The sequence below is a fragment of the Gemmatimonas sp. genome (assembly GCF_031426495.1).
Lineage (GTDB): Bacteria > Gemmatimonadota > Gemmatimonadetes > Gemmatimonadales > Gemmatimonadaceae > Gemmatimonas.
The window spans coordinates 61,493-83,269 of the sequence record NZ_JANPLK010000040.1 but is presented as its reverse complement, the minus strand read 5'-3'; the positions used below and the strand labels follow the sequence as shown (position 1 = coordinate 83,269).

12 protein-coding genes are annotated in these 21,777 nt (G+C 63.4%); 4 read left to right on the top strand and 8 right to left on the bottom strand.

Annotation, left to right across the window (positions count from 1 at the left end):
- Positions 1–134: 134 nt before the first annotated feature.
- The 5 genes from RMP10_RS10165 to sprA form a co-directional block, all read right to left on the bottom strand.
- Positions 135–1,331, bottom strand: a complete 1,197-nt coding sequence (locus tag RMP10_RS10165; RefSeq protein WP_309669134.1) for a type II secretion system F family protein — start codon at positions 1,329–1,331, stop codon at positions 135–137.
- 61 nt (positions 1,332–1,392) lie between these two features.
- Positions 1,393–2,559, bottom strand: a complete 1,167-nt coding sequence (locus tag RMP10_RS10160) for a type IV pilus twitching motility protein PilT (protein ID WP_310570186.1) — start codon at positions 2,557–2,559, stop codon at positions 1,393–1,395.
- Between the two features lie 88 nt (positions 2,560–2,647).
- Complete coding sequence (locus tag RMP10_RS10155; RefSeq protein ID WP_310570185.1) at positions 2,648–4,492, bottom strand: ATPase, T2SS/T4P/T4SS family; 1,845 nt, start codon at positions 4,490–4,492, stop codon at positions 2,648–2,650.
- 15 nt (positions 4,493–4,507) lie between these two features.
- On the bottom strand, positions 4,508–5,056 hold the full coding sequence (locus RMP10_RS10150; protein ID WP_310570184.1) for a helix-hairpin-helix domain-containing protein: 549 nt from the start codon (positions 5,054–5,056) through the stop codon (positions 4,508–4,510).
- A gap of 84 nt (positions 5,057–5,140) precedes the next feature.
- Entirely contained in the window at positions 5,141–11,590 is a 6,450-nt protein-coding gene (sprA, locus tag RMP10_RS10145) for a cell surface protein SprA (RefSeq protein ID WP_310570183.1), read from the bottom strand.
- Between the two features lie 172 nt (positions 11,591–11,762).
- Between sprA and RMP10_RS10140 the strand changes: the two genes are divergently transcribed.
- From RMP10_RS10140 to RMP10_RS10125, 4 genes are read left to right on the top strand one after another with little or no spacing between them, the layout of a single operon-like run.
- The gene (locus RMP10_RS10140; RefSeq protein ID WP_310570182.1) at positions 11,763–13,394 is read left to right on the top strand and encodes an LptF/LptG family permease; all 1,632 of its coding nucleotides are present in this window, start codon (positions 11,763–11,765) and stop codon (positions 13,392–13,394) included.
- Positions 13,391–14,476: an LptF/LptG family permease gene (locus RMP10_RS10135; RefSeq protein ID WP_310570181.1), complete on the top strand. Its 1,086-nt coding sequence runs from the start codon at positions 13,391–13,393 to the stop codon at positions 14,474–14,476. Before RMP10_RS10140 ends, RMP10_RS10135 begins: the two co-directional genes overlap by 4 nt.
- Entirely contained in the window at positions 14,476–15,270 is a 795-nt protein-coding gene (locus tag RMP10_RS10130) for an ABC transporter permease (RefSeq protein ID WP_309673420.1), read from the top strand. The genes RMP10_RS10135 and RMP10_RS10130 overlap by 1 nt, the downstream gene beginning before the upstream one ends.
- 21 nt (positions 15,271–15,291) lie before the next feature.
- Entirely contained in the window at positions 15,292–16,179 is an 888-nt protein-coding gene (locus RMP10_RS10125; protein WP_309673422.1) for an MlaD family protein, read from the top strand.
- Between the two features lie 27 nt (positions 16,180–16,206).
- Here RMP10_RS10125 and RMP10_RS10120 read toward each other — a convergent pair whose 3' ends face one another.
- From RMP10_RS10120 to RMP10_RS10110, 3 genes are all read right to left on the bottom strand, one after another.
- Complete coding sequence (locus RMP10_RS10120; RefSeq protein ID WP_310570180.1) at positions 16,207–16,647, bottom strand: four helix bundle protein; 441 nt, start codon at positions 16,645–16,647, stop codon at positions 16,207–16,209.
- 197 nt (positions 16,648–16,844) lie between these two features.
- Positions 16,845–20,108, bottom strand: coding sequence for a carboxypeptidase regulatory-like domain-containing protein (locus tag RMP10_RS10115; RefSeq protein ID WP_310570179.1), 3,264 nt, complete (start codon positions 20,106–20,108; stop codon positions 16,845–16,847).
- Between the two features lie 277 nt (positions 20,109–20,385).
- Positions 20,386–21,768 (bottom strand): amino acid permease, encoded by a 1,383-nt coding sequence (locus RMP10_RS10110; protein WP_310570178.1) that lies wholly within the window; start codon positions 21,766–21,768, stop codon positions 20,386–20,388.
- Positions 21,769–21,777 lie beyond the last annotated feature (9 nt).

Genomic DNA, 21,777 nt, shown 5'->3' with positions numbered 1-21,777 from the left:
CTGAATAGGCGAAAGGCGACTCCCACCACGGTGAGAGTCGCCTTTCGTCGATGTGTCGACAGAATTCGAGAAGTTGTCGATTGAGCGTCAGAACTGATGTCAAAGGCGCATTAGAGCGTACGTCACACCCACCCTTACTTCACCGCGTTCACCATGTCGAAGATCGGCAGGTACATCGCGACGATCATACCGCCCACCACGACGCCGAGGAACACGATCATGACCGGCTCGAGCAGCGAGAGCAACGCACTGACGGCCGCGTCGACTTCGTCATCATAAAAGTCGGCGATCTTGCTGAGCATTTCATCCAAACCACCGGTTTGTTCACCGACGGCGATCATGCTGATCACCATGGGCGGGAACACTTCCGACTTCTGCAGCGGACCGGCGATCGTGTCACCGCCGGCGATGCTGGCGCGGCTGCCCATGATGGCGTCCTGCACCACGCGGTTGCCCGACGTGCGGGCGGTGATTTCGAGGCCGTCGAGGATGCTCACGCCGGATGAAATCAACGTGCCCAGCGTACGGGTGAAGCGCGACACGGCCGACTTGCGGAGCACGTCGCCGAGCACGGGCACCTTGAGCAGGAACTTGTCGATCACCAATTGACCGCCGGGGGTGGCGTAGAAGCGCTTCGTGAAGAACGCTGCGCCGGCGCCGGAGATCAGGATGCCCCACCAATACGTGGTCAGGAAATGCGACAGCCCGATCACGACCTTCGTGGGCAGCGGCAGTTCCATGCCCACGCTGTCGAACATGCTGCTGAATACCGGGATGACCTTCCAGAGCAGAATGACCACGCACAAGCCGGCCACGCAGAGGATGACCGTAGGATAGATCATGGCGCCCTTCACCTTACGAACGAGGGCGTCGTTCTTTTCCATGAAGATCGCGAGGCGGTTCAGGATGGTATCGAGAATACCGCCCGCTTCGCCGGCCGCGACCATGTTGGTGTACAGGTCGCTGAAGGCCTTGGGATGCTTGCGCATCGCGTCGGCCACCGTGTTGCCCGACTCGACATCGAACACCACTTCACGCACCACGGCGGCCAGCGCCTTGTTCTCGCTCTGGCGCGCCAGGATGTCGAGCGCCTGCACGAGCGGCAGGCCGGCGTTGATCATGGTGGAGAACTGGCGCGTGAAGATCACGATGTCGCGCATGCCGATCGACCCACCGGTCTTCTTCGGCGTCGATCGCGACTCGTCGACCTTGATGATCGTGAGACGCTGGCGCCGAAGCTGGGCAACCGCGTCGTCGCGACTGGGCGCGTCGATCGTGGCGGATTTGAGCTCGCCGTTGGTGCCGCGCGCGGTGTAGGTGAACGTAGGCATGGTATCAGGTAGTCAAAGTGCGGAGAACCACTACAACAGCGTCAGAAACAGTGTTCAGGAATTACCGTCGGCCCAGACTGCCGGCCACGGCGCGGTCGCCGGAACGGTTGGCCGGCGGCGGTGCCGACAGATTGTCGTCGGTCGGTCCCTTGCCGATCATGCGCAGGAACTCGTTGGGATCGCCCGAGGCGCGTTGGCACTCGTCGGCGCTCACCTGGCGCGACACATACAACTGGTACAGCGCATCGTTCATCGTCTGCATGCCGAACTTCTTACCGGCCTGCATGAGCGAGTAGATCTGGTGCACCTTGTCGTCGCGAATGAGCGCGCGCATGGCCGGTGTCATCACCAAAATTTCCGCGGCCATCGCCCGGCCGCGTCCACTGATCTTGGGGAGCAACACCTGCGTGATGATGCCTTCGAGGGTGAACGCGAGCTGCGCCCGGACCTGACTCTGCTGGTGCGCCGGGAAGACGTCGATGATGCGATTGATCGCTTCGGCCGCACTGTTGGTGTGCAAGGTGGCGAACACCAAGTGGCCCGTTTCCGCGATGGTGAGCGCAGCCTGAATCGTTTCCAGGTCGCGCATTTCGCCGATCAGAATGACATCGGGATCTTCACGAAGCGCGTACTTGAGGGCCGACGCAAAACTCTTGGTGTCGGCGCCGACTTCGCGCTGATTGATAATGCAGTTGCGATGCCGATGAATGAATTCGATCGGATCTTCGACGGTGATGATGTGCCCGCGACGCTCGGTGTTGATCTTGTCGATCATCGCTGCGAGCGTGGTGCTCTTGCCGGAGCCGGTGGGGCCCGTCACGAGCACGAGGCCACGCGGACGGTCGGCGAAGCCGGCAATCACCGGCGGGAGATTGAGATCGTTGAACGTCTTGATGTGAAACGGAATGCAACGAATCACCATGCTCACGCAGCCGCGCTGCTTGAACACGTTGCCGCGGAATCGGGAGAGATTCGCGATGCCGAACGAGAAGTCGAGCTCGTCCTCCATTTCGAATCGCTTCTTCTGGTTTTCCGTAAGTACCGAGTACGCCAGCTGCAGCGTGTCCCGGGGCGTGAGCACATGTTCGATGCTGGAGTTCACGATATCGCCATCAACCCGCAGCTTCGGCCGGTCACCGGCCGAAATGTGCAGATCGGAGGCATCCCGCTCGATCATTTCATCGAGCAGGGTGCGCAGGGATACGGGTGTCTGAGCGGGAGCGGTCATCGCGCGGGCAGTCGTGAACGGGGCGTCAACTGGCGTCCCGGATGTGGACGAGCGTTACGGCAAGAGGAAACCCCACCGTCACACCAACTCAACTTGCTGTTTCACGGATGACCTGATCGAGCGTGGTCACGCCTTTGAGCACCTTGAGCCAGCCGTCCATGCGGAGCGACAGCATGCCCTCATCGATCGCGGCGTTGCGCAGGACCTGCACGTCCGCGTTCTGCATCACCAGCTTCTTGAGCGTCTGGGTCAGGAACATCACTTCATACAGACCCTGACGGCCCTTGAGCCCCGTACCGCCGCAGGCGTCGCAGCCGTGCCCCTTGAAGTAGGGCAGTTCGCCGATCGTGGTGTCGAGCGACAGGTTCGTCAGGAACGGCACCGCTTCCGGCGTGGCGCGAGACTTGGCATTGTCGAGCGCTTCATCGGTGAACTTGAGCTCGCGCATGGTCGTCGTAGCCTTCACCTTGGCGCCGGCGAACTCCGCCGCATCCGGCTCGTACTTCACCTTGCACTTGCTGCAGACGCGGCGCACAAGTCGCTGCGCCAAAATCAGGTTGAGCGCCGAGGCCACGTTGAACGGCTCAAGACCCATGTCCAGCAATCGTGTGATCGTTTCGGGCGCGGAGTTCGTGTGCAGCGTGCTCATGACCATGTGGCCGGTGAGCGCGGCCTTGATGGCGATGCCGCCCGTTTCCAGGTCTCGGATTTCGCCGACCATGATGACGTTCGGGTCCTGCCGCAGGAATGCCTTCAGCGCGGCCGCGAAGGTCATGCCGATCTCGGTGCGGACCTGCACCTGATTGATACCGAAGAGGTTGTACTCGACGGGATCCTCGGCGGTCATGATGTTCGTGTCGCCGTTGTTGATCTTCGACAACGCCGAGTACAGCGTGGTCGTCTTGCCGGAGCCGGTGGGGCCCGTGACCAGCACCATACCGTACGGATTCGAGATGGCTTCCATCAGCTCGCGTTCGGCGCGCGGCTCGATACCGAACTTCTCGAGATCGAGCGTGAGGTTGCCCTTGTCGAGAATTCGCAGCACGACCTTCTCGCCGAACAGCGTGGGCAGCACGCTGACGCGGAAGTCGATGACCTTCTTGCCCACCTTCAGTTTGATACGGCCGTCCTGCGGCACGCGACGCTCGGCGATGTTCAGCGAGGCCATGATCTTGAAACGCGAGATCAGCGCCGCGCGCATTTTCAGGGGCGGCTTCATCACTTCGGCCAGCGCGCCGTCAATGCGATAGCGCACCCGCAGTTCGTGTTCGAAGCACTCGAAGTGGATGTCCGAGGCGCCCTTGTGCACGGCATCGACGAGGATGGCGTTGATGAGCTTGACGACGGGTGCTTCATCAACCTGCGCCGCCAACACACTGGCGTCCTGGGCGTCTTCCTGGGCCTCAAGGACTTCGACATCGTCTTCCTCAGCCGCCGCGATGTCCTGCAGCAGCGTCTGCATGTGGACTTCATTCGCTTCGTAGTGCTTCTCGATCGCCGCACGCATCGAATACTCGCCCGCCAGCACGGGAACGATATCGTAGCGCGTGATGAACTTGAGATCGTCGATCACCGACATGGCGGTCGGATCGGCGATGGCCACCGTCAGCTGTCGTCCGTCGCGCTTGAGCGGCAGCACCGTGTGCTTCGACGCCAACTCGGCCGGGATCAGCTTCAACAGGCGGGTATCCACCTCGAAGCGCGATAGGTCGACGGCCGGCATGCGGTACTGTCGGGCGAGCATACGCACGACTTCCGTTTCCGGCACCATGCCCATCTTGACGACGGTCAGCCCGATACGTTGGCCGGGCGTATTGGACTGCTCCTGCAGCGCCTTGGCCAGCTGTTCACGCGTCAGTAGCCCCTCTTTCACGAGGAGATCGCCGAGCCGTTCGGTGGCTCGACCGGAGAGTGGTGCAGCAGGAGCAGCCATGTGTACTGATTTCGGCTAAAGCACGTACGAGGCGCGGGGGGCTGGCGAGGCAGGTGCCTCACTTTGGGATGGACTGTGCCGCCCGGAAAACGTCACCAGAGGTGCGAGCAGCCGTGCCGTCGCCGGCCCGATGCCACGCACGTGACGGAGGCTTTCCAAAGACTCGAACGGACCGTTCTTCTCGCGCCACGCCACGATGCGGGCGGCGAGCGCAGGGCCCACTCGTGGCAGCCGCTCCAGCTCTTCGGCCGACGCCTCGTTGACGTCGATCGCCAGCACTGGATCCGGCCGTTGTCCGCTTTCCAGTGTCGACCGCTTCACCTTCCGCCTTGATCCCGTTCGCGACGTCGGCTTCTGCGAGCTGCTCGTGCGACGGGCGGAGTCGACCGCGGCGATCTGGGCATCGAGGGCACGCGTGGCGAGATCGGCGCTGGGGGCCGGCCCCTGCTCTGCCTCGGCGACGTCGCGAGCCAGTTGGCGGGTACTCACCGCCCGCGCGCCGCCGCCGATCACGGCGACGGCCGCGAGAAACAGGAGCGCCTGACGTTCCGCGGGCGTGGGCATGGTGCCACGGTAGTGACCGTCGGCGCCGCGGTGGTAACCCGCGCGACGCCGATATCATCTATATCACGCGCCGGAACGCCGGAGTTACTTCAGATCGCCCGCGAAGAAGCGGAGCTGCAGCACCGCGCTGAAGATCAGATTCGACGTCTGCCGGTTGAAATTGCGGTCGAAGTTCACGACCCGCGATCCGGTGAGGCTGAAGGTGAGCAGTTCAGACAGATCCGTGTCGGCGTTGAAGTTGAACGCGCGTCGGCCGTTGTCGGTGAGCACCGAGGGCGGAATCGTGACCACCTCACCTGCGGCGTTGGTGGACGACGACCCCTGCACGATCGACTGCGACTCTTCGCTCTGGTACGACAGCGACGTGCGCACGGTCGCGTTCCGTGTCGTAAACCGCTTCGGCACCTTGAAGCGCCGAGCCACATCGAAGGACACGCGTCGCGTGTCGCCGTTGGTGAGCGAGCCGGGGCGACTATCTTCGCGGTGCGTGCGATCGAGCGATGCGTTGGTGGTGAGTCCGCCCAGGAACGCCCAGGTGATCGCGCCCGATAGCGGCTGACTGCGGGCCGTGGTGCGACTACGATCGGCCAAGCCACCGGTTTCGTTGGGGATGGTCGTTTCCTGCTCGCTCACGAGATAGCGCCCGTTCACATTCAACATCGTGATCACTTTCCGCAGTCGTACCGGCCGCCAGCTCCAGCGCACGGAATAGTCGGGCTTTACCAGCTGCGTACTGGTGATGACGGCCTGGAAACCGTCGAAGGTACGCCGCGTCCACGTTTCGGTCGTGCCGTTCTCGACCCGCGACTGCACGGTGAGCGAAAAGGGCAGATTCAGCGAGCCCGTCGCCGTGGCGCGACGTAAGCGACCGGCCGTGGTGGCCAACCGCGTATCGAGTCCACGGAACGATTGAATGCCGCCCAATCCCAGCTGATAGCCCCACCCGGGAATGAAGGCGGTATTGTCATAGTTCGACGTGAGACTCTGCTGCCAGGACACATCGATGGGCGCGAAGATTCGCCCTAGACGATTCACCAGCGTCTTCTCCTTCGTGCGCATGGTGATCAGGCGACCGAAGTCGAACGTGGTCCCGGTGCTCAAGGTCTGCGCGGCACCGAGTCGCTTGGGCAATCGATACGCGCCCGTGGAGTCCTGTTCACGCAGCAGCGCGCGGGCGTTCGGATCCTTGTTCAGGTTGAACGAGGAGTTGAAGTCGAGGCGCGGCCGCAGCCACACGGCGAGCGTGGGCTGAAACAGGATCGCGGAGGTGAGCGACCGTTCACGCTCGAGTCCGAGCGTCGTACCCAGCACCTGCAACCGCTCGGCGGCCGCCGCCTGTCCACGGTCGGTGCTGTCCGGCAATACCGACGTGGTGCGGTAGTCGCGCAGATCGAGCAGCTGACGCGCGTTCATGGAGGCCGTGAGACCGGCCGACGGACGGAACTCCAGCGTACCGCTGTTCTGCCAGAAATGCGTGAGTCCGCTCGCGACCTGCCCCGTATCCGTCGGCGACTCAGCCGCCTTCGTGAACGACGTACTCGAATTGGCCTGGCGCGCCATGGAGCTCGACAGGCGCAACGCGGTCGGCGACCACCGGAACCGCTGTCCACGGAAGTTGCGAATCGCATCGCTTTCACGGAGCCCGCGCGGCAAAATGCCGAAGAGCACATCGACCACGCGCGGCAGCTTCGACTCGCGGCGGTCATCGGAGAGATTCAGTGACGCACCGAGCGCGTACGCGCTGTTCGTGGCCTTCTGGAACGCGCTCTGTGACGCGGCGTTCGACCACGTGCCGTTGAGCGCGAGTCCGTTCACCAGCGGTGCATACCACCCACCGCCCATCGGCGTCGCCCGTCGCAGCGCCAACGAGTAGTTCACGCGCCGATCGCTCGGATTGCGCAATCCTTCGATGCCACTGGCCCGCACGTCGGTGCGATTGATGAACAGCTGATTGACGCCGGAGCCGGCGTAGTCGACGCTGAAGGGCATCACGATGCCGAGTCGCGAGGGCAACATGCGCTCGAGGTGCAGCGTGGTGCCCACGCTGACGCCACTCGTGGTAAGGAACGAGGGCGTTTCATTGAGCTGCCGGAAGTTCGGATCGCGACGACTGAGGTTCATGCGGAAGTCAGCGAGATCACCAGCGTTCACGGCAAGACCGAGCTCGCCGGCGAATCCGATGTCATCCACGACATCAGTGAGACGAATGTCGTTGATCCACAGTTCGAGCGTGTCGTTGCTCATAATGCCCGTGCCGCCGCGCGGCACACTGTCCACGCGCACCAGTCCGACCGCCATTTCCTGCACGCCGGCCAAGTTGGGCGGCGTGACGGTGGGATCGGCGCTGTACACGATATAACCATCCTGACAGACGGCATAACGACGCACGGCCACGCCACGCGGTAAGCCAGAGCGACGGATCAACTCGAGGTCAGCGCCGGAACAGGAGACCGAATCGGTGGAGCCCTTCAGGAAGTTGTTCTCGAGCTGCGCGCGCAGGATCTGGAATTTCTGTAGGTCCACGCGGACTTCGGGCTCCCACGCACTGAGACCCGCGCCGGCGTTCACCGGCGTGCGATACATGTAGAAGTTGTTTTCGTCTCGGCCGATTTTCACGTAGCCGTTCAACTCGCCGCTCTGGCCCCAGCCGTTGCCACGGCCGCGCATCCACAAGCGCAGCGTCTTGTAGCCCATGAAGGTCTTGGTACCCTCCTGGAATCGGAAGAACGCTTCGGCGCGATCGAACGCGCGGAACTGACGGCCGGGAATACCCGCCTGCAGCCGGAGCGCGCGCTCGTTGACCTGAAGTCGGTTGTTCTCGTAGCCGGACTGTCTGTTCTCCGGTGCCTCGACCACGCCTGGCGGCGGTGTATACGGCACCAGCGAGGTGGAATCGAGCGTCCCGATTACACTGGCAATCACGTAGCCACCCACCACGCCGGCCGAGTCGCCCGCCATACCCGACAACGGCTCTGCACCGCGCTTGAGCCACGGCGCGCCCACCAGCTTCAGCCGCGTGAGCGCCACGCGCACGAAGGCATCATCGGCCGACTCCGCGCTCGACACCATCGTGAGTCGCAACGCGCGCACGCGCCGATCGTTCGGATTGTTCTGCTCTTCAGCCGGCGCTCGCCAGTTGATGCGCACCTGCACCCAGCACAACGAGTCGCTCACCACGCCGTTCACCGTCGAATCCTGCTGCTGGTAGCACTTGCCCACGCGCGTCCAGTTTTTCGTATCGGCGAGGTCGACCACGAAGCGCTTGTACTGCTCCTGGTCGATCGCTGCGTTGGGGATGTTCAACTGACCGTCGAGATCGATGTCTTCTTCGTCGAGCCGGTTGTTGCGCGCCCCGCAATTGGCGCGGCTGTCGCCGAGCACCTGCACGATCTGCACGGCCTGTGTGCAGATGGCGACTTTGTTCTGCGTGGAGATCACCGGCGTCGGTCCGGTGCGATTTACCACCACGATCGTATCGGCCACGTCGCCCGGCAGGCCCTTGTCGTTCTCCGCCGCATTGAAGGCGCGCGAAAACGGATCACGTTCGGAGTCGAACCGATCGAAGCCCACGAGCCGCTTGCCTTTGTAGGTGGAGTCGGCGGGAAGTCCTGGACGCACCGGCGAATTCACGATAAGCGTTTCAGGTGCGAACGCCACGCTGTTTTCGCTGATCTCGCCGAAGTCGAACACCAGCGTAGGATTGCGCTTCACCTTCGACTGCTCGGACTGTACGAGTGCGAAGAACTCGATATTTTCGGTGCGCGACAGATCGGCGCCACTGGGGTTGATGACTGTGCGCAAGGAGCGCCAGCGACGACCGGACGGCGTGTTCCCCACCAGACTGTTGTCGCCGACCGTCCAGGCGAAGCGGCGCTTCGCCGTACCGGGTTCGAAATCGAAGATGCCGCCGGTTTTGAGCGGATACAGCGTCATCCAGAACAACTGCTCGGGCGACTGCACACCACTGCCCACGATGCGCACCGACGGATCGATTTGCTGGATGTTGAACTGAATGAAATTGCCGGCCACATCGACGCCGTTGTTCTGGAACGCCATCGTCGCGGCGCGATTCACCGAAAACGTGCTGCTCCCGAAGCGCGTGGCCAACGTGTTGCCGAGCGACGGCCGCGAACTGTAGTACCAGGCGCCTTCGGAGAGCGAGATGCCGGGAATGGCACCTTCACCCTCGAACGATTCGATGTACGCTTGCCCCGCCGCATTGGGCTGCGGCTTGCTCATCGCGAACTCGCCCTGCACACTGACGCGCGACAGCGTGGTACTCTGCTTGAACGGCAGCTTTCCGAGCGCACGGGTAAGCAGCGGAGCGTCCCACGCGAGGTTGCCGGTAACGCCGGCCACCAGCGAGCCGACCGGCTCGAAGCCCAGCGGCGGCCGGTTGAACCCCGAGCGCTGGCTCTGCGAGATCGCGGTGAACGCCAGCTGGCCATTTTCCAACGGGAACTGCGACGCGAAACCCAGAATCGTGGTGGGTGCCGCCGCGAACAGTGGATTCTCCTCGTAACGCACCGACACCTGTCGCGGCGTGGCGAACAGGGTATCCGGGCGGTTGAAGGTGATCATGCCGAGATCGTAGTCGATCTCGTAGTCCGTCGACTTTGTGAGCAGGCGACCATCGAGCGACACGCGCTCCGAGTTGGGCCGTACCTGGATGGTGCTCAGCTTGATCGACTGCGTGCTGCCGCCGCCCTCGGAGAGGTAGCTTGCCACCATGCGATAGATGGCCTGCGGGCGCTGCGCCGAATACAGGTACTCATTGGGATAGCGGTACAGCGTATCGTTGGCAGGATTGGCCAGCGGCTGGGCGAGCCCACCGCGCGCAAACGGCTGCAGCGACGGATAGAACACGAAGTAGTCGCGGATCAGCTTCTGCTGTCCATTGCCGCCGGCGAACGACGCCAGCGTGTTCGGATCATTGGGACGCGGCCACACGCGATTCTCCACGTCGAAGGCCGCCGAGTTGGTGGCCTGCGAAAGGCCGAACAGCTGTAGATACGTTTCACCGCGCGAGGGATCGATCGGCTTTTCCTGATCGCCTGATGTGCCGGTCACGAGTTTGAGCTTGATCGTCTGGCGCTGCAGATCTTCGCCGCCGAGGCGGTACACCGACTTCAGTTCGCGCAGGAAGTACGCGCTGTTGGTGGGCTGCAGTTCGGGTTCCCAGAGCAGATTCGCGTACTGTGGCTCGGCGGTGAATTCGATGTCGGGTGTTCCGCCGGTATTCACGTTGCGCCCAGGCGCGCCGTTGATGTTGACTTCGTACGCGACGACGAGCCGCTCGTTGTTGGGATTGAGCGGGCGCACCAGCGCGATCCAGAGCTGCGAGGGATCGACATAGTAGTGAACATTCTCGCGCAACAATTCATAGATCTGTCGTGACGGATTGCGCGCCCCCCGCACCGAGAACTGCGGACCACGTGGGTTCTGATTGGCGGCGCCGATGAGCTGGCGGTACACGTAGAGTCGCGCCGGTCGTACCGAATCGGGGAGCGAGGCAGCGAGTTGTTGCATTTGCTGCCGATTCAGCAGGTCGATGTTGGGATACCCACCGAGCAAGCGCGGATCGACGGTGAAGAAGAAGCGACGCGTTTCGACCTGAATATCTTCGATGACACGATCGACCTGCTGCTGCGAGCGTTCGCCGATCGTGAAGACGTTATCCTTGGAGACATTGCCCTTCTGCTGCGCCACGATGGACGTGAAGCGCATGGGACCGATCTGGCCGGTGGCCTGGATGCCGTAGTTGCCCGACGGGATACCCGACGTGAGAAAGCGCGAGGCCGGCGGCTGGAAGGTGACATTGCCAACTTCGAGCGTCTGAAGCGCTTCGTCCGATTTGCCCTGATACCGCACCGAGATGTTGTTCGACGCATCGAACTCGCGCTGCGAGTCGTAGTCGACATTCACGTACACGCGATCGGCGACGACGCCGCCGGTGCGCACGTTGAACTGAAAGTCGAACGCCGGCTGAAAAATGCCAAAACAGTTGTTGCCGAGGATGGTCAGCTGCGCGGTGGTGCATCGCTCATTGCGACTGCGCTGCACCTTCGACTCGAGGCGCGACTGGAGGGCGATCCCGAGGTCTCCGATGTCACCCAGCAGGTCGGTCGCCAGCTGGGTGGCGGCGTCGGCGCCAACCCGGCGTTGCGGAACGAGCGGCACCAGGGCGCCCGGGGTCGGGCCGCTGTCGGAGCGGACGGCCACGGCCGCCGGCACCGGCGCGGCGAGTCCGCGGACCACGGTTTGTCCCCACCGGGCCAGAATCCGCTCCTCGTAGCGTCGGCGGGCGATGGCCACGGCGCGGTCGGCAACCCGGGCCGGATCGGGGCGCAGCGCCGTAGCGACCCCAAGAGGGCCAAGGATGGAGGGGACCCTGAGCCGTAGGGTATCCGCCGCCAGACGCGCCCCTGGGGGCAACGGTGCAGGCCTTGGGGCGACCTGTTGAGCCGCGAGCGGCAACGCGATCAGGGACACGGCCGGGAGCAACGCCATTGGCAACGCCATGGAGCCAGCCATGGGCAATGCCGCGAGTGCCCATGTTTGGAGCAGCCTGCGCACCGAACTCCGGTCGTGGGGTACCAGCGGCCAACCCTGTCGCCGCCGTACGGTCAAAAACTGCGAGCGCATATTGTCGACTCTAGGCCGACGCGCCCTTGATAATGCGGGTGGTCACCAAGGAATTTACGTCGTGAAGCTTGTTACCCGCTATGTCGTGCGCGAGCACGTCGGACCTCTCCTGTTTGCGCTGTCTGCGCTGACGTCGCTGCTCATGCTGCAGTACGTCGCGCGCCAGCTTGCGAACCTCGCCGGCAAGGGACTTCCCTGGTCGGCCATCGGTAAATTCTTCGTCCTGTCGCTGCCATTCACCATCGCGATGACGATGCCGATGGCTGTGCTGGTGGCGACCTTGTTCACCTTCGGCCGTATGGCCGCCGAACACGAGATCACGGCCTTCAAGGCGAGTGGTGTGCGTGTCCGCACGTTGATGCTCCCGGTGTTGACGTGCGCCTTCCTGTTGTCGATCGCGATGGTCGCGTTCAACGATCAGGTGCTGCCACGCGCCAACCACGAGCTGCGCATTCTGCAGAACGATATCGCGAAGACGAAGCCGACGCTCGCCTTGAGGGACCAGGCGATGAATGCGATTACGGACCAGTTCTTCATTCGGATTGCCCGCAGCGATGCGAACACCAACAAGATGTACGACGTCGTGATCTACGATCTCACCAAGGGACCGGAGCGCAAGACGATCTACGCCGACAGCGGCGTGTTCTCGCTGACGGCGAATGGGCAGGATCTGTTGCTGCAGCTGTTCGATGGATATACGCAGGAGTTTGTCCGGGGTGATCCGAAGCGGCTGCAGCGCAGCTTCTTCGTGGATCAGACGGTGAAGGTGCGCGGCATTACTCGCGGCTTCGAGAGCACCAGCAAGGACGACTTCCGCAGCGACCGCGAGATGACCGTGTGCGAGATGCACCGGCGGTACGCGGCCGATGCGCTGGAGTTCCGGCGGGTACGTCAGGAGTACATCATGTACGCCAGCCGCCTGGTGGCCCCGGGCACGAAGACGCTCAAGGCCCCGCGCGACCGACCCGCCGAGGAAGGACTTTCGCGGTTCTACTGTGTGACGTTGCCGTCGCTGTTCCTCCCCAAGAAGGCCAAGGCGCAAGCGCCGGTAGTGTCAACCACGCCACCGGCCCCCGTGGTCACACCACAGGGCGCCCCCGTCATCGCGCAGCCCGGCGACACGCTGACGAAGGACACCCTCGGCGTACCCGTCCCTACGCCGCCGCCGGCCGTGACGCTGTCGGCGCCGATTCCGCCGGCGGTCGATACCATGACCGTGTATCGCGGCGCGATGAACGCGGCCGATGCCCAGCTGGTGGCGTCGCGCGAAGGACTCGACAGCCTCACGGTGGAGATTCACAAGAAGTTCGCGCTCTCGTTTGCGTGCCTCGTGTTCGTCCTGTTCGGCCCACCGATCGCGCTGCGTTTCCCGCGCGGTGGCGTCGGGGTGACGATCGGCGTCAGCATTGGCGTGTTCGGGTTGTACTACGTGTGTCTGATGGGTGGTGAGGCACTGGCCGACAAGGGTCTGGTGCCACCGTCGATCGCGATGTGGATCGCAAATGCCATTTTCACGGTGACCGGTGTGGTGCTGTTGTGGCGGGTGGAATCAACGACCGACACGTCGCGCGGCGGCGGGATTCGCGACTGGTGGGCGGATCGCGGCGCGCGGCGGGCGCTGGCGGCGCAGATGAAGCGGGAGCAGGCCGCGAAGACGGTAGGTAAGGGACCGGCCGCGGCGGTGGGCGCGTGAGCCGTCGCTTCATTACGCCGCTCGATCGGTACGTGGCGGCCGAATTCACCCGCATTTTCACGGTCACCACGCTGGGCTTCCCGGTACTGGTGTTCGTGATCGATCTGGTGGACAACCTGCGCAAGTACACGGAGCGGAAGCTGGCGCTCAAAGCGGTGGCCCTGAGCTACGTGTACTGGATTCCGGACACGCTGTTCATGGTGCTACCGGCCGCCGTGCTGTTCGCCACCGTGTTTTCCATTGGTACCTTCACGCGCTATTCCGAGATTACCGCCGCGAAAGCCTCCGGGATCAGCTTCTACCGGTTCATCGCGCCGATCCTGTTCATGGCGATGATCGCCATGGGCATCGACGTGGTGTTCGCGGAGATCGCGCCACCAGCCAATGCCCAGCGTCTCAAGTTGCTGGCCGGCAAGGGCCAGGACCGCGACAACAACCGCTACAACTTCGCCTTTGCCAGTGAAACAGGCCGGGTCTACCGCATCTACACGCTCGACGTGAAGCAGCGCTTCGTGGAGAACATGGAGATCGAGGAGCGCGGGTCAGTGAAGCGACCTGGGCTGCTGGTGGCGGCCAAGAACGCCACGTGGTACGACAATCGCGGTTGGGTACTCAAGTCGGGGATCGTGCACGTTGTCCCCAACGACTCCACGGACCGCGCCGTGGCGTTCGACTCCCTCGTCGATCGGCACTTCACGGAAAGGCCACAGGATCTGCAGGCCACCGAGCGGCAACCGAGCGAGATGAATTTTGCCGACCTTTCTCGGTTCATCTCCGCGCTGGAACGCTCGGGAGCCGACGTGAACCTGCTGCGCGTGGAACGGATGCTGAAGTTGGCGATTCCGGTGACCTGTCTCATCATTGCACTATTCGGCGCACCGCTGGCGACCAGTTCGCAGCGCGGTGGAGCCGCCTACGGGATCGCGGTCAGTCTGGCCACGACCATTCTCTTTCTCGTGCTCATTCAGTTGACCAAGGCGATCGGTGGTAAGGGGCTCATGCCCCCCGACCTGGCGGCATGGGTCCCCAACGTGGCGTGCGGGCTGTTCGCGCTCGTGCTGCTCTATCGGGTGCGCACCTGATGCTGAGCATGGACGTGGTGGTCCGGCTGGCCGAACGGCGCACCGGGGGCATTCTGCGCGCGCTCGGCAAGCGTGGCTACTTCGCCCGGGACATCGTACGTGGAGTGCGCGACCCGGGAACGTGGGTCCCTGAAACGATCCGACAGATGCGCACGATGGGCGTCGAGTCGGTTCTGCTCACGATCATCGTCGCCGCCTTTCTGGGCGGCGTGACAGCCTTCCAGACGCGCTTCCAGCTGTTCCCGGGCGTGCAGCTCTCCGTGGTCGGTCTGATTACGCGACAGAGTATCGTGCTCGAACTGGGCCCGCTGCTGACCGCGCTGGTGCTGACCGGTCGGGTGGGTGCGCGAATGACGGCAGAAATCGGCACCATGCGCGTGACCGAGCAGATCGATGCGCTCGAAACGCTGTCGTTCGACCCGGTGGCATATCTCGCGCTGCCCCGCTTTCTGGCCGGTATTGTGATGCTGCCCGCGCTGGTCATTTTGGCCAACACGACCGCCATTGTCAGCGCGTGGGCCATTCTGATCACGGCCACCGACGTGCGGACCGACGATTTCCTGGCGGGACTTCGCTTGGCGTTCACACCGTTTCAGGTGGTGTACTCGCTCATCAAAGCGTTCCTGTTCGGTGCGGCCATCTCCTTCGTCTGCTCGTACGAGGGCTACGTGACCGAAGCGGGCGCCGAGGGCGTGGGTCGATCCACCGCCCTCGCCGTCGTCATTGCGTCGGTGTGCATTCTGGTGCTCGATGCCCTCGTGGCTGCCGTCCTCGCTCCATTCATTCAGGCCTGACGGCCTGCTCTCTCTTCATACATGACGACGAAACGACGCGACGAACTGCTTGTCGGTCTGCTCCTGCTGGTGGCGGTCATTCTTGGCATCGGCGGCACGATCTGGATCGCCCGCGGCGGGCTCGCCAGCGGCTACCCCATGTTCGCCCGCTTCAAATGGGGCGCTGGTCTCAAACAAGGACAGCCGGTGCTGCTGGCTGGTGTGCAGGTGGGCTATGTCGACAAGGTCGACCTGATTCCCGACGGCACGATTGCGGTGGCGCTGAAGCTGCAGTCGCAGTACAAGGTGCCGGCCGGTACGACGGCCACGGTTCAGGCCAACGGCATCTTCGGCGACCAGCTGATCGCGCTCACGCCGATCATCGGCCGACAGGGATACATGTCGGAAGGCGACACCATTCCCACGGGAGTCGGATCACCGGGTGTCCCGGAGTTGCTAGGCAAGGGCGACTCGATCGCGCTCAACATCCGCGCCCTCACTGACGAGGCGCGCACGCAGTTCGTAGAAGGCGGCGGCGTGAAGGACGTGCGGCAGACGGTGGCCGATCTCACGAAGCTCGTGGCGCAATTGAGCGCGGTCACGGCCGAACAGTCGAAGCAGCTCACGCTCACGCAGCAGACCGTGCGCCGCACGCTGGCCAGCGTGGATTCCACCAAGGTCGATTCGACGGTGAAGAATCTGCAGGCCACGTCGGCGCAGCTCGAGCAGCTCACGCGTGACTTCAAGCAGACGAACGTGCAGGTGCAAGGCGTGCTCGACAAAGTGAGCAACGGCAACGGCACCGCCGGCAAACTGCTGAACGATCCGGCGGTATACGCGCGCCTGGATACGCTGCTGCTGCGGGTGGATTCGCTGGTGATGGATTTGAAGAAGAATCCGAAGAAGTACATCAATCTTAGGATCTTTTAAAAGCCTGACTTCTGAACTGCGAACTCCCTAGTGAGCAGGGGGGAGGGTGTCAGGGGGGAGGGTGGAGGGGGGCGCGGACGGTTCGCTGTCGCGCCCCTTTGGTTTTTCTCGCTTCGCCTTTTCCACGTAGTACTTGCGCAGGCTGAACGTCATGCGTCGGATCTGACGGAGTTCGTTGAGGGCTTCCTCGATGCCGACGAGGTTGAGCCCGAGCTTGTCGGCGAGGATGAGATGGCTTTCGACTTCGAACGCGGATGAGATCGCGTAGCTGAGAAATCGCGCGCAGTCGGCATCGCTCGGCTGGGAGACGCCCTCGGCGATGTTGAAGGCGACGGAATCCACCGCCCGATCGACCTGCGAGCGCAGCCCTGGCGCCAGCGTGCGCTTGATGCCGCGGGAGATACGATGCACGCGCACCGACAGGGCAATCGCGCGATGCCAGGCTTGGATGTTCGCAGGATCTTGCATGCCGCCGAGGATAGCGGCGGGTCGCGAAAGCCGTGTCGTCCGATCCATGCCGCCGCGTCCATAAAAACGCAGTTCCCCCCTGCCCCCTCCCTCCTGATACCCTCCCTCCTGCTCCGTAGGGAGTTCGCAGTCCCTTACCAATGAAAAGCGGCGCCGTTTCCGGCGCCGCTCTCCTTACACCCACACCAACGAACCGCTTAGAACGACAACCGCAAACTCGCCTGCAGCTGATAAAACTGGCTGAAGTTGAGCGGCGTGAACTGCGTGTTGAAGTTGTTCGTGAAGGTCACATTCGGCACCTGCGTGCTCGGGTCGGCGCTGGAGAACGACTGGACCTGCAGCAGCGACGCGTTGCCGTTGGCCGTGGCGGACTTGATGCGTCCCCACTTGCTGTTCAGCAGGTTGGCGGCGTTGAAGATGTCGAGGCGAAGCGTCGCGCGCTCGCCACGGATGGTGGGAAGCTGCTGTTCGATCGTCAGGTCGAAGCGATCGAACATCGGGTTGCGGCAGGACGTCGGCTTCATGATCGTGCCGCGCTGCGTTTCTAGGCAGCTGTTGTCCTTGATGAACTGATCGAGCAGCGCGGCCTGCTGCGCCGGCGTAAACGTCGTCGTGCCGACCGTCGTGGCCACGAAGCCCAACTTCGGATCGGTCGGACCCGTCGGAATGTAGATCGGGTCGTTCGCGTTCGAGCCGTCGCCGTTCATATCGCCACGGCCACCGTTGCCGCTGTACACGAACGAGTACGGGGTACCCGACGCCTTGCTGTAGTAGAACGTGATGTTCGTCTGGTTCGACTTCCACGGCGCCGTGTAGGTGCCGTTCACGAGCACGCGATGCGGCTGGTCGAACAGCGAGGCGTTCACCGGCGCGTCCGTCTGCAGCCCCGAATACACGCGGCCGAACTGCCAGTTGGACAGCGCCACCGACGACGTCAGGTCGGTCACCGAGTAGCTGCGGCCGTACGTGTACGCCACCGAGCCTTCGAACGCGCCGTTGAAGCGCTTGCGGAGCTGGCCCGTGCCGCTATACGCGTAATCCTTGCTCTGGTTGGAGAGCTCGATCACGTTCGAACCGTACACGGGGAAGAGCGGCGCGACGGTCGGGATGCCGGTCGCCGCGAAATTGGCGAACACCGTGCGGCCCTGCGCGTCGATGCGACCCGTCTGCGGGATGTTGATGTTGTTGTAGAAGAAGTTGTTGATGGAGCGCGAGTATAGACCGTCGAACGTCGCGATCACATCGCCCGGCAGCTTGCGGTCATAACCAAGCGTGGCACGGAGCAGCTGCGGGAACTTGAGGTCGGGATCGGCCAGGTTCACCGTGCCGAGAAACGTGCCGTCATCGAGACTGCGTCCCGGGGTGTTGTTCGTCTTCAGGCCACAACCGCGCGGCGACACCGGCGTCGCGTTGAACAGCGGGGCCGCACCATTCGTCGCGGTCACGCCACCGCCGCAGGTGAACTGCGCGAGACCGGCACCGGTGTTCTGGAACTGGTTCGACATCCACACATAGGCCGGAATACCCTGGAACAGACCGACACCACCACGCACCTGATTCTTCTGGTCGCCGGTGGCGTCCCAGTTGAAGCCGACACGCGGCGAGAACTGCAGGTTGCCCGACGGGAGGTCGGCAGTGCTGCGACCGAAGTCACGCTGCACGGCAGCGGCGAACGACGGCTTGTCAAAGAAGAGCGGCACGTCGATACGCAGGCCGAGCGTGGTGGTGAAGCGCGGCGTCACCGTCCACTGGTCCTGAATGTACCCGGCGAGCTGCGCGGCGGAGAAGTTAGCCACGACGTCGCCACCGAGACCGCCCGAACCGGAGAACGACGCCGGCGTGCGGTTGGCCACGAAGTCGGCGAGCGTGTTGAACGTGTAATTGCCGTACGAGTTCTGGAGGAAGGCATTGTACGCCTTGTAGATCTCGTTGCGGGTACCGATCGACACGATGTGATTGCCGAGCGGCATCGTGAAGTTGTTCTGGATTTCGTACAGATCTTCACGCAGCTCATTGCCCTGTGAGCTGTTCTCTGTGCCGGCGCGGAAGCCGATGCCCGACCCCGTACCACCGATGTTCTGCACCAGCACCTGCGGGGCGAGCACATCAGGCACGCGCTTGAAGCGCGTGGTCGTGAGACCGACGGTGAATTCGTTCGAGAAGCCGTTGGCGAAGTTCGTGAACGCCTGGCCTACGATCTGGTTCGACTTCTCGGTGCGGCGGAATCCGTTCGACGTGAAGTTGAACGTGCCAAGCGATCGGGAAAAGTCGAACGCTTCTTGATCGTTGTAGATGTTACGGAGCACGAGACGCGTGTTGCCCGACAGCTGATAGTCGAGGCGCACGAACGTGTTGAGCAGCGGATTTTCGTTGCTGGTGATGCCTCCGCTACCGGCCGCGATGCCCTTGCTCGACAGGTAGTTCACGAACGAGTCGACCTGCGCGGTGGTAATGCGCGCGGCGGCGACCGGGGAGTTCACCAGGCCAGTGGGGGACGTCGGGTCGTAGAACGGCCCCGCCGAGGGCGCCACGTTCTGACTGGTTTCGACGGTGGCAAAGAAGCGCAACTTGTTCTTGATGATCGGTCCGCCCAGCGAGAAACCGAGCTGGCGACGCACGAACGGCGACGTGCGGAGAAACGCCGTGTCACGACCCATCTGCTGGTCGCGATAGTAGATGAAGGCCGACCCCTTGAATTCATTCGTGCCCGACTGCGTCACGGCGTTCACCAGCGCGCCGGTGAAATTGCCCTGTCGCACGTCGTACGGTGACACGAGAATCTGGAACTCTTTGATGGCGTCGAGCGGCAGTGCGCGGCCACCGACCTGCGCACCGACCGTCGGCGACGCGCCGAGACCGAAGCGGTTCGCGAGCGACACACCGTCGATCTGGATGTTGTTGAAGCGGTTGTTCTGTCCGGCGGCCGAGATGCGGCCGTCTTGGGAGACCGCGACCTGCGGCGAGTTGCGGATCAGGTCCGTGATGTCGCGATTGAGCGTCGGCAGGCGACGCACGAGCGTATCGGTGAGGACCGTCTGCACGCCCTGACGGGTGGCGGAGAAGTCGGAGGTCGTGGTCACCGCTTCCGTGCGAACGGCGGCGAGCTGCGTCGCCTGCTCCTTCAGCTGAAAATCGAGGCGCGTGGCCTGCGTGAGGCTGACGACGATATCGGTGCGCGTCTGCGGTGTGAAACCGATGCGACGCGCCGTGACGGAGTAGGTGCCGACTTCAAGGTTCGGGATGAAGAAGCGGCCATTGTCGCGCGTGATCTGGCTGGCCTTCGCGCCATTGGCGCGATTGACCACTTCGACCGACACGTTCGGTACCGGGGCATTCTTTTCGTCCGTCACCGTGCCGGTGATCGCGCCCGTCGTGGTTCCCTGCGCCGCCAGCGGCGTGGTGGAACCAACGGCGAGAGCCGCGACCGCGAGGGCCAGGCTAAGCAAACGTTGGATACGCATAGATGCAGTTTGTCCGTATGTGGAGGAGACATCCTCGGCGCTGGACAGACCCGACCGGCCACCGAGATGGCGAAAGCTAGGTTCACCGTTACATACGGGCAACACAGTGTTGTAACCGCGCGGTCACGGCCGACGCTGCACTCTCCCAACTCTGGACTCCCTAGTAAACGGGGGGGAGGGTATCAGGGGAGAGGAGGCAGGTGAACGGCGCGCCGTTCCTGCTTCCTCCTGCCTGATACCCTCCCCCCTGCTACCTAAGGTGTTGGCTGTTCGGATCTTACCGTTTCGCCGCGCTCCGACCAACCGTCGCGTAATACACTGGCACCCCCAGCAGAATCACGCCGAACACGCCCAGCGTCGGCACCCGCTGTGCATCGTCCATCAGGGCATTCACCAAGAGGAACAGCGTGGCGAGGCAGAACAGCGCCGGGACCAGGGGATACCACGGCGTGCGCACCGGCGGGTTCCAGTCAGGGCGCTGCCGCAGCTTGAAAATCGCGCCGATGCTGAGGATGTAGAACACCAGCGAGGCGGTCACGAAGATGTCGGCGAGCTGCTCGAAGGTGCGAACCAACACGAACGCGATGGCGATGGTGGCGGTGAGCAGAATGGCCACATAGGGCGTTTTGAACGTCGGATGTACCGCCGCCACCTTCTTGAAGAACAGACCGTCGTCGGCCATCGCGAAGAAGATGCGCGGGCCGGTCAGCAGCGAACCGTTCACCGAACCGAAGGTCGAGAGCAGCACCGTGATCGCGACCAGCGTCACGCCGATCGGGCCGATCAGCTTCTCGGCCACATCGGCCGCCACCAGGCGAGCGCCGCGAATCTCGTCGACGGAGAGCACCGACAGGTAGGCGATGTTGGCCAGTAGATAGATGAAGATGATACTGAGCGTGCCGAGTACGATGGCCTTGGGAAGCGTCTTCTCAGGGTCCTTCACCTCGCCGGCCACCTTGGACAGGTCTCCCCAGCCGTCGAAGGCCCAGAGAACGGACACGAGGGCTAGGCCGAACGCCGAGACCGAGAAGCTTCCTGGGGGCATCGCCGGGGTGAAGTGCCCGCCGGTTTGTGGGAGCCCCAGGATCAGTGCCAACAGAATGATGATCATGAGGCCACCGTACTTGGCGACCGTCGTGACGTTCTGCACCAGGGCCCCCCATTTGAGCCCCACCACGTTGATCACCGCCATGAGAGCGACGGTAGCCGCCGCGATCCAATGGGCGTAGGTGTCGTACGGCGCGAGCGCCGGATTGTAGCCCAGCCCTCGCAACAAGTACTCGGCGAACGTGGTCGAAATGCCGCCGAGCGCGGCGGCCCGGATCAGCGTCAGCTCCGACCACCCATATAGGAACGCGGGCAAGCGACCCCATGCTTCGCGGATGTACACGAAGTAGCCACCGGTTCGCGGCATGGCGCCGGCCAGTTCGGCCAGGGTGAGGGCGCCGCAGAGCGCGAAAATGCCGCCGGTGACCCAGACGGCCATGAGGGGCAGCGGGCCGGGGAGCTTTTCGGCAATGCCGGCTGGGGACCGGAAGATGCCCGAGCCGATGGTGGTACCGACGAGCACGGCGATGGCGCTCCACAGCCCTAAGCGGCGCGGCAATTCCGTGCTGGTGCCGGAATCCGTGCTGGTCGAGGAAACCGAAGGTGAGGTCATCTCGCTATG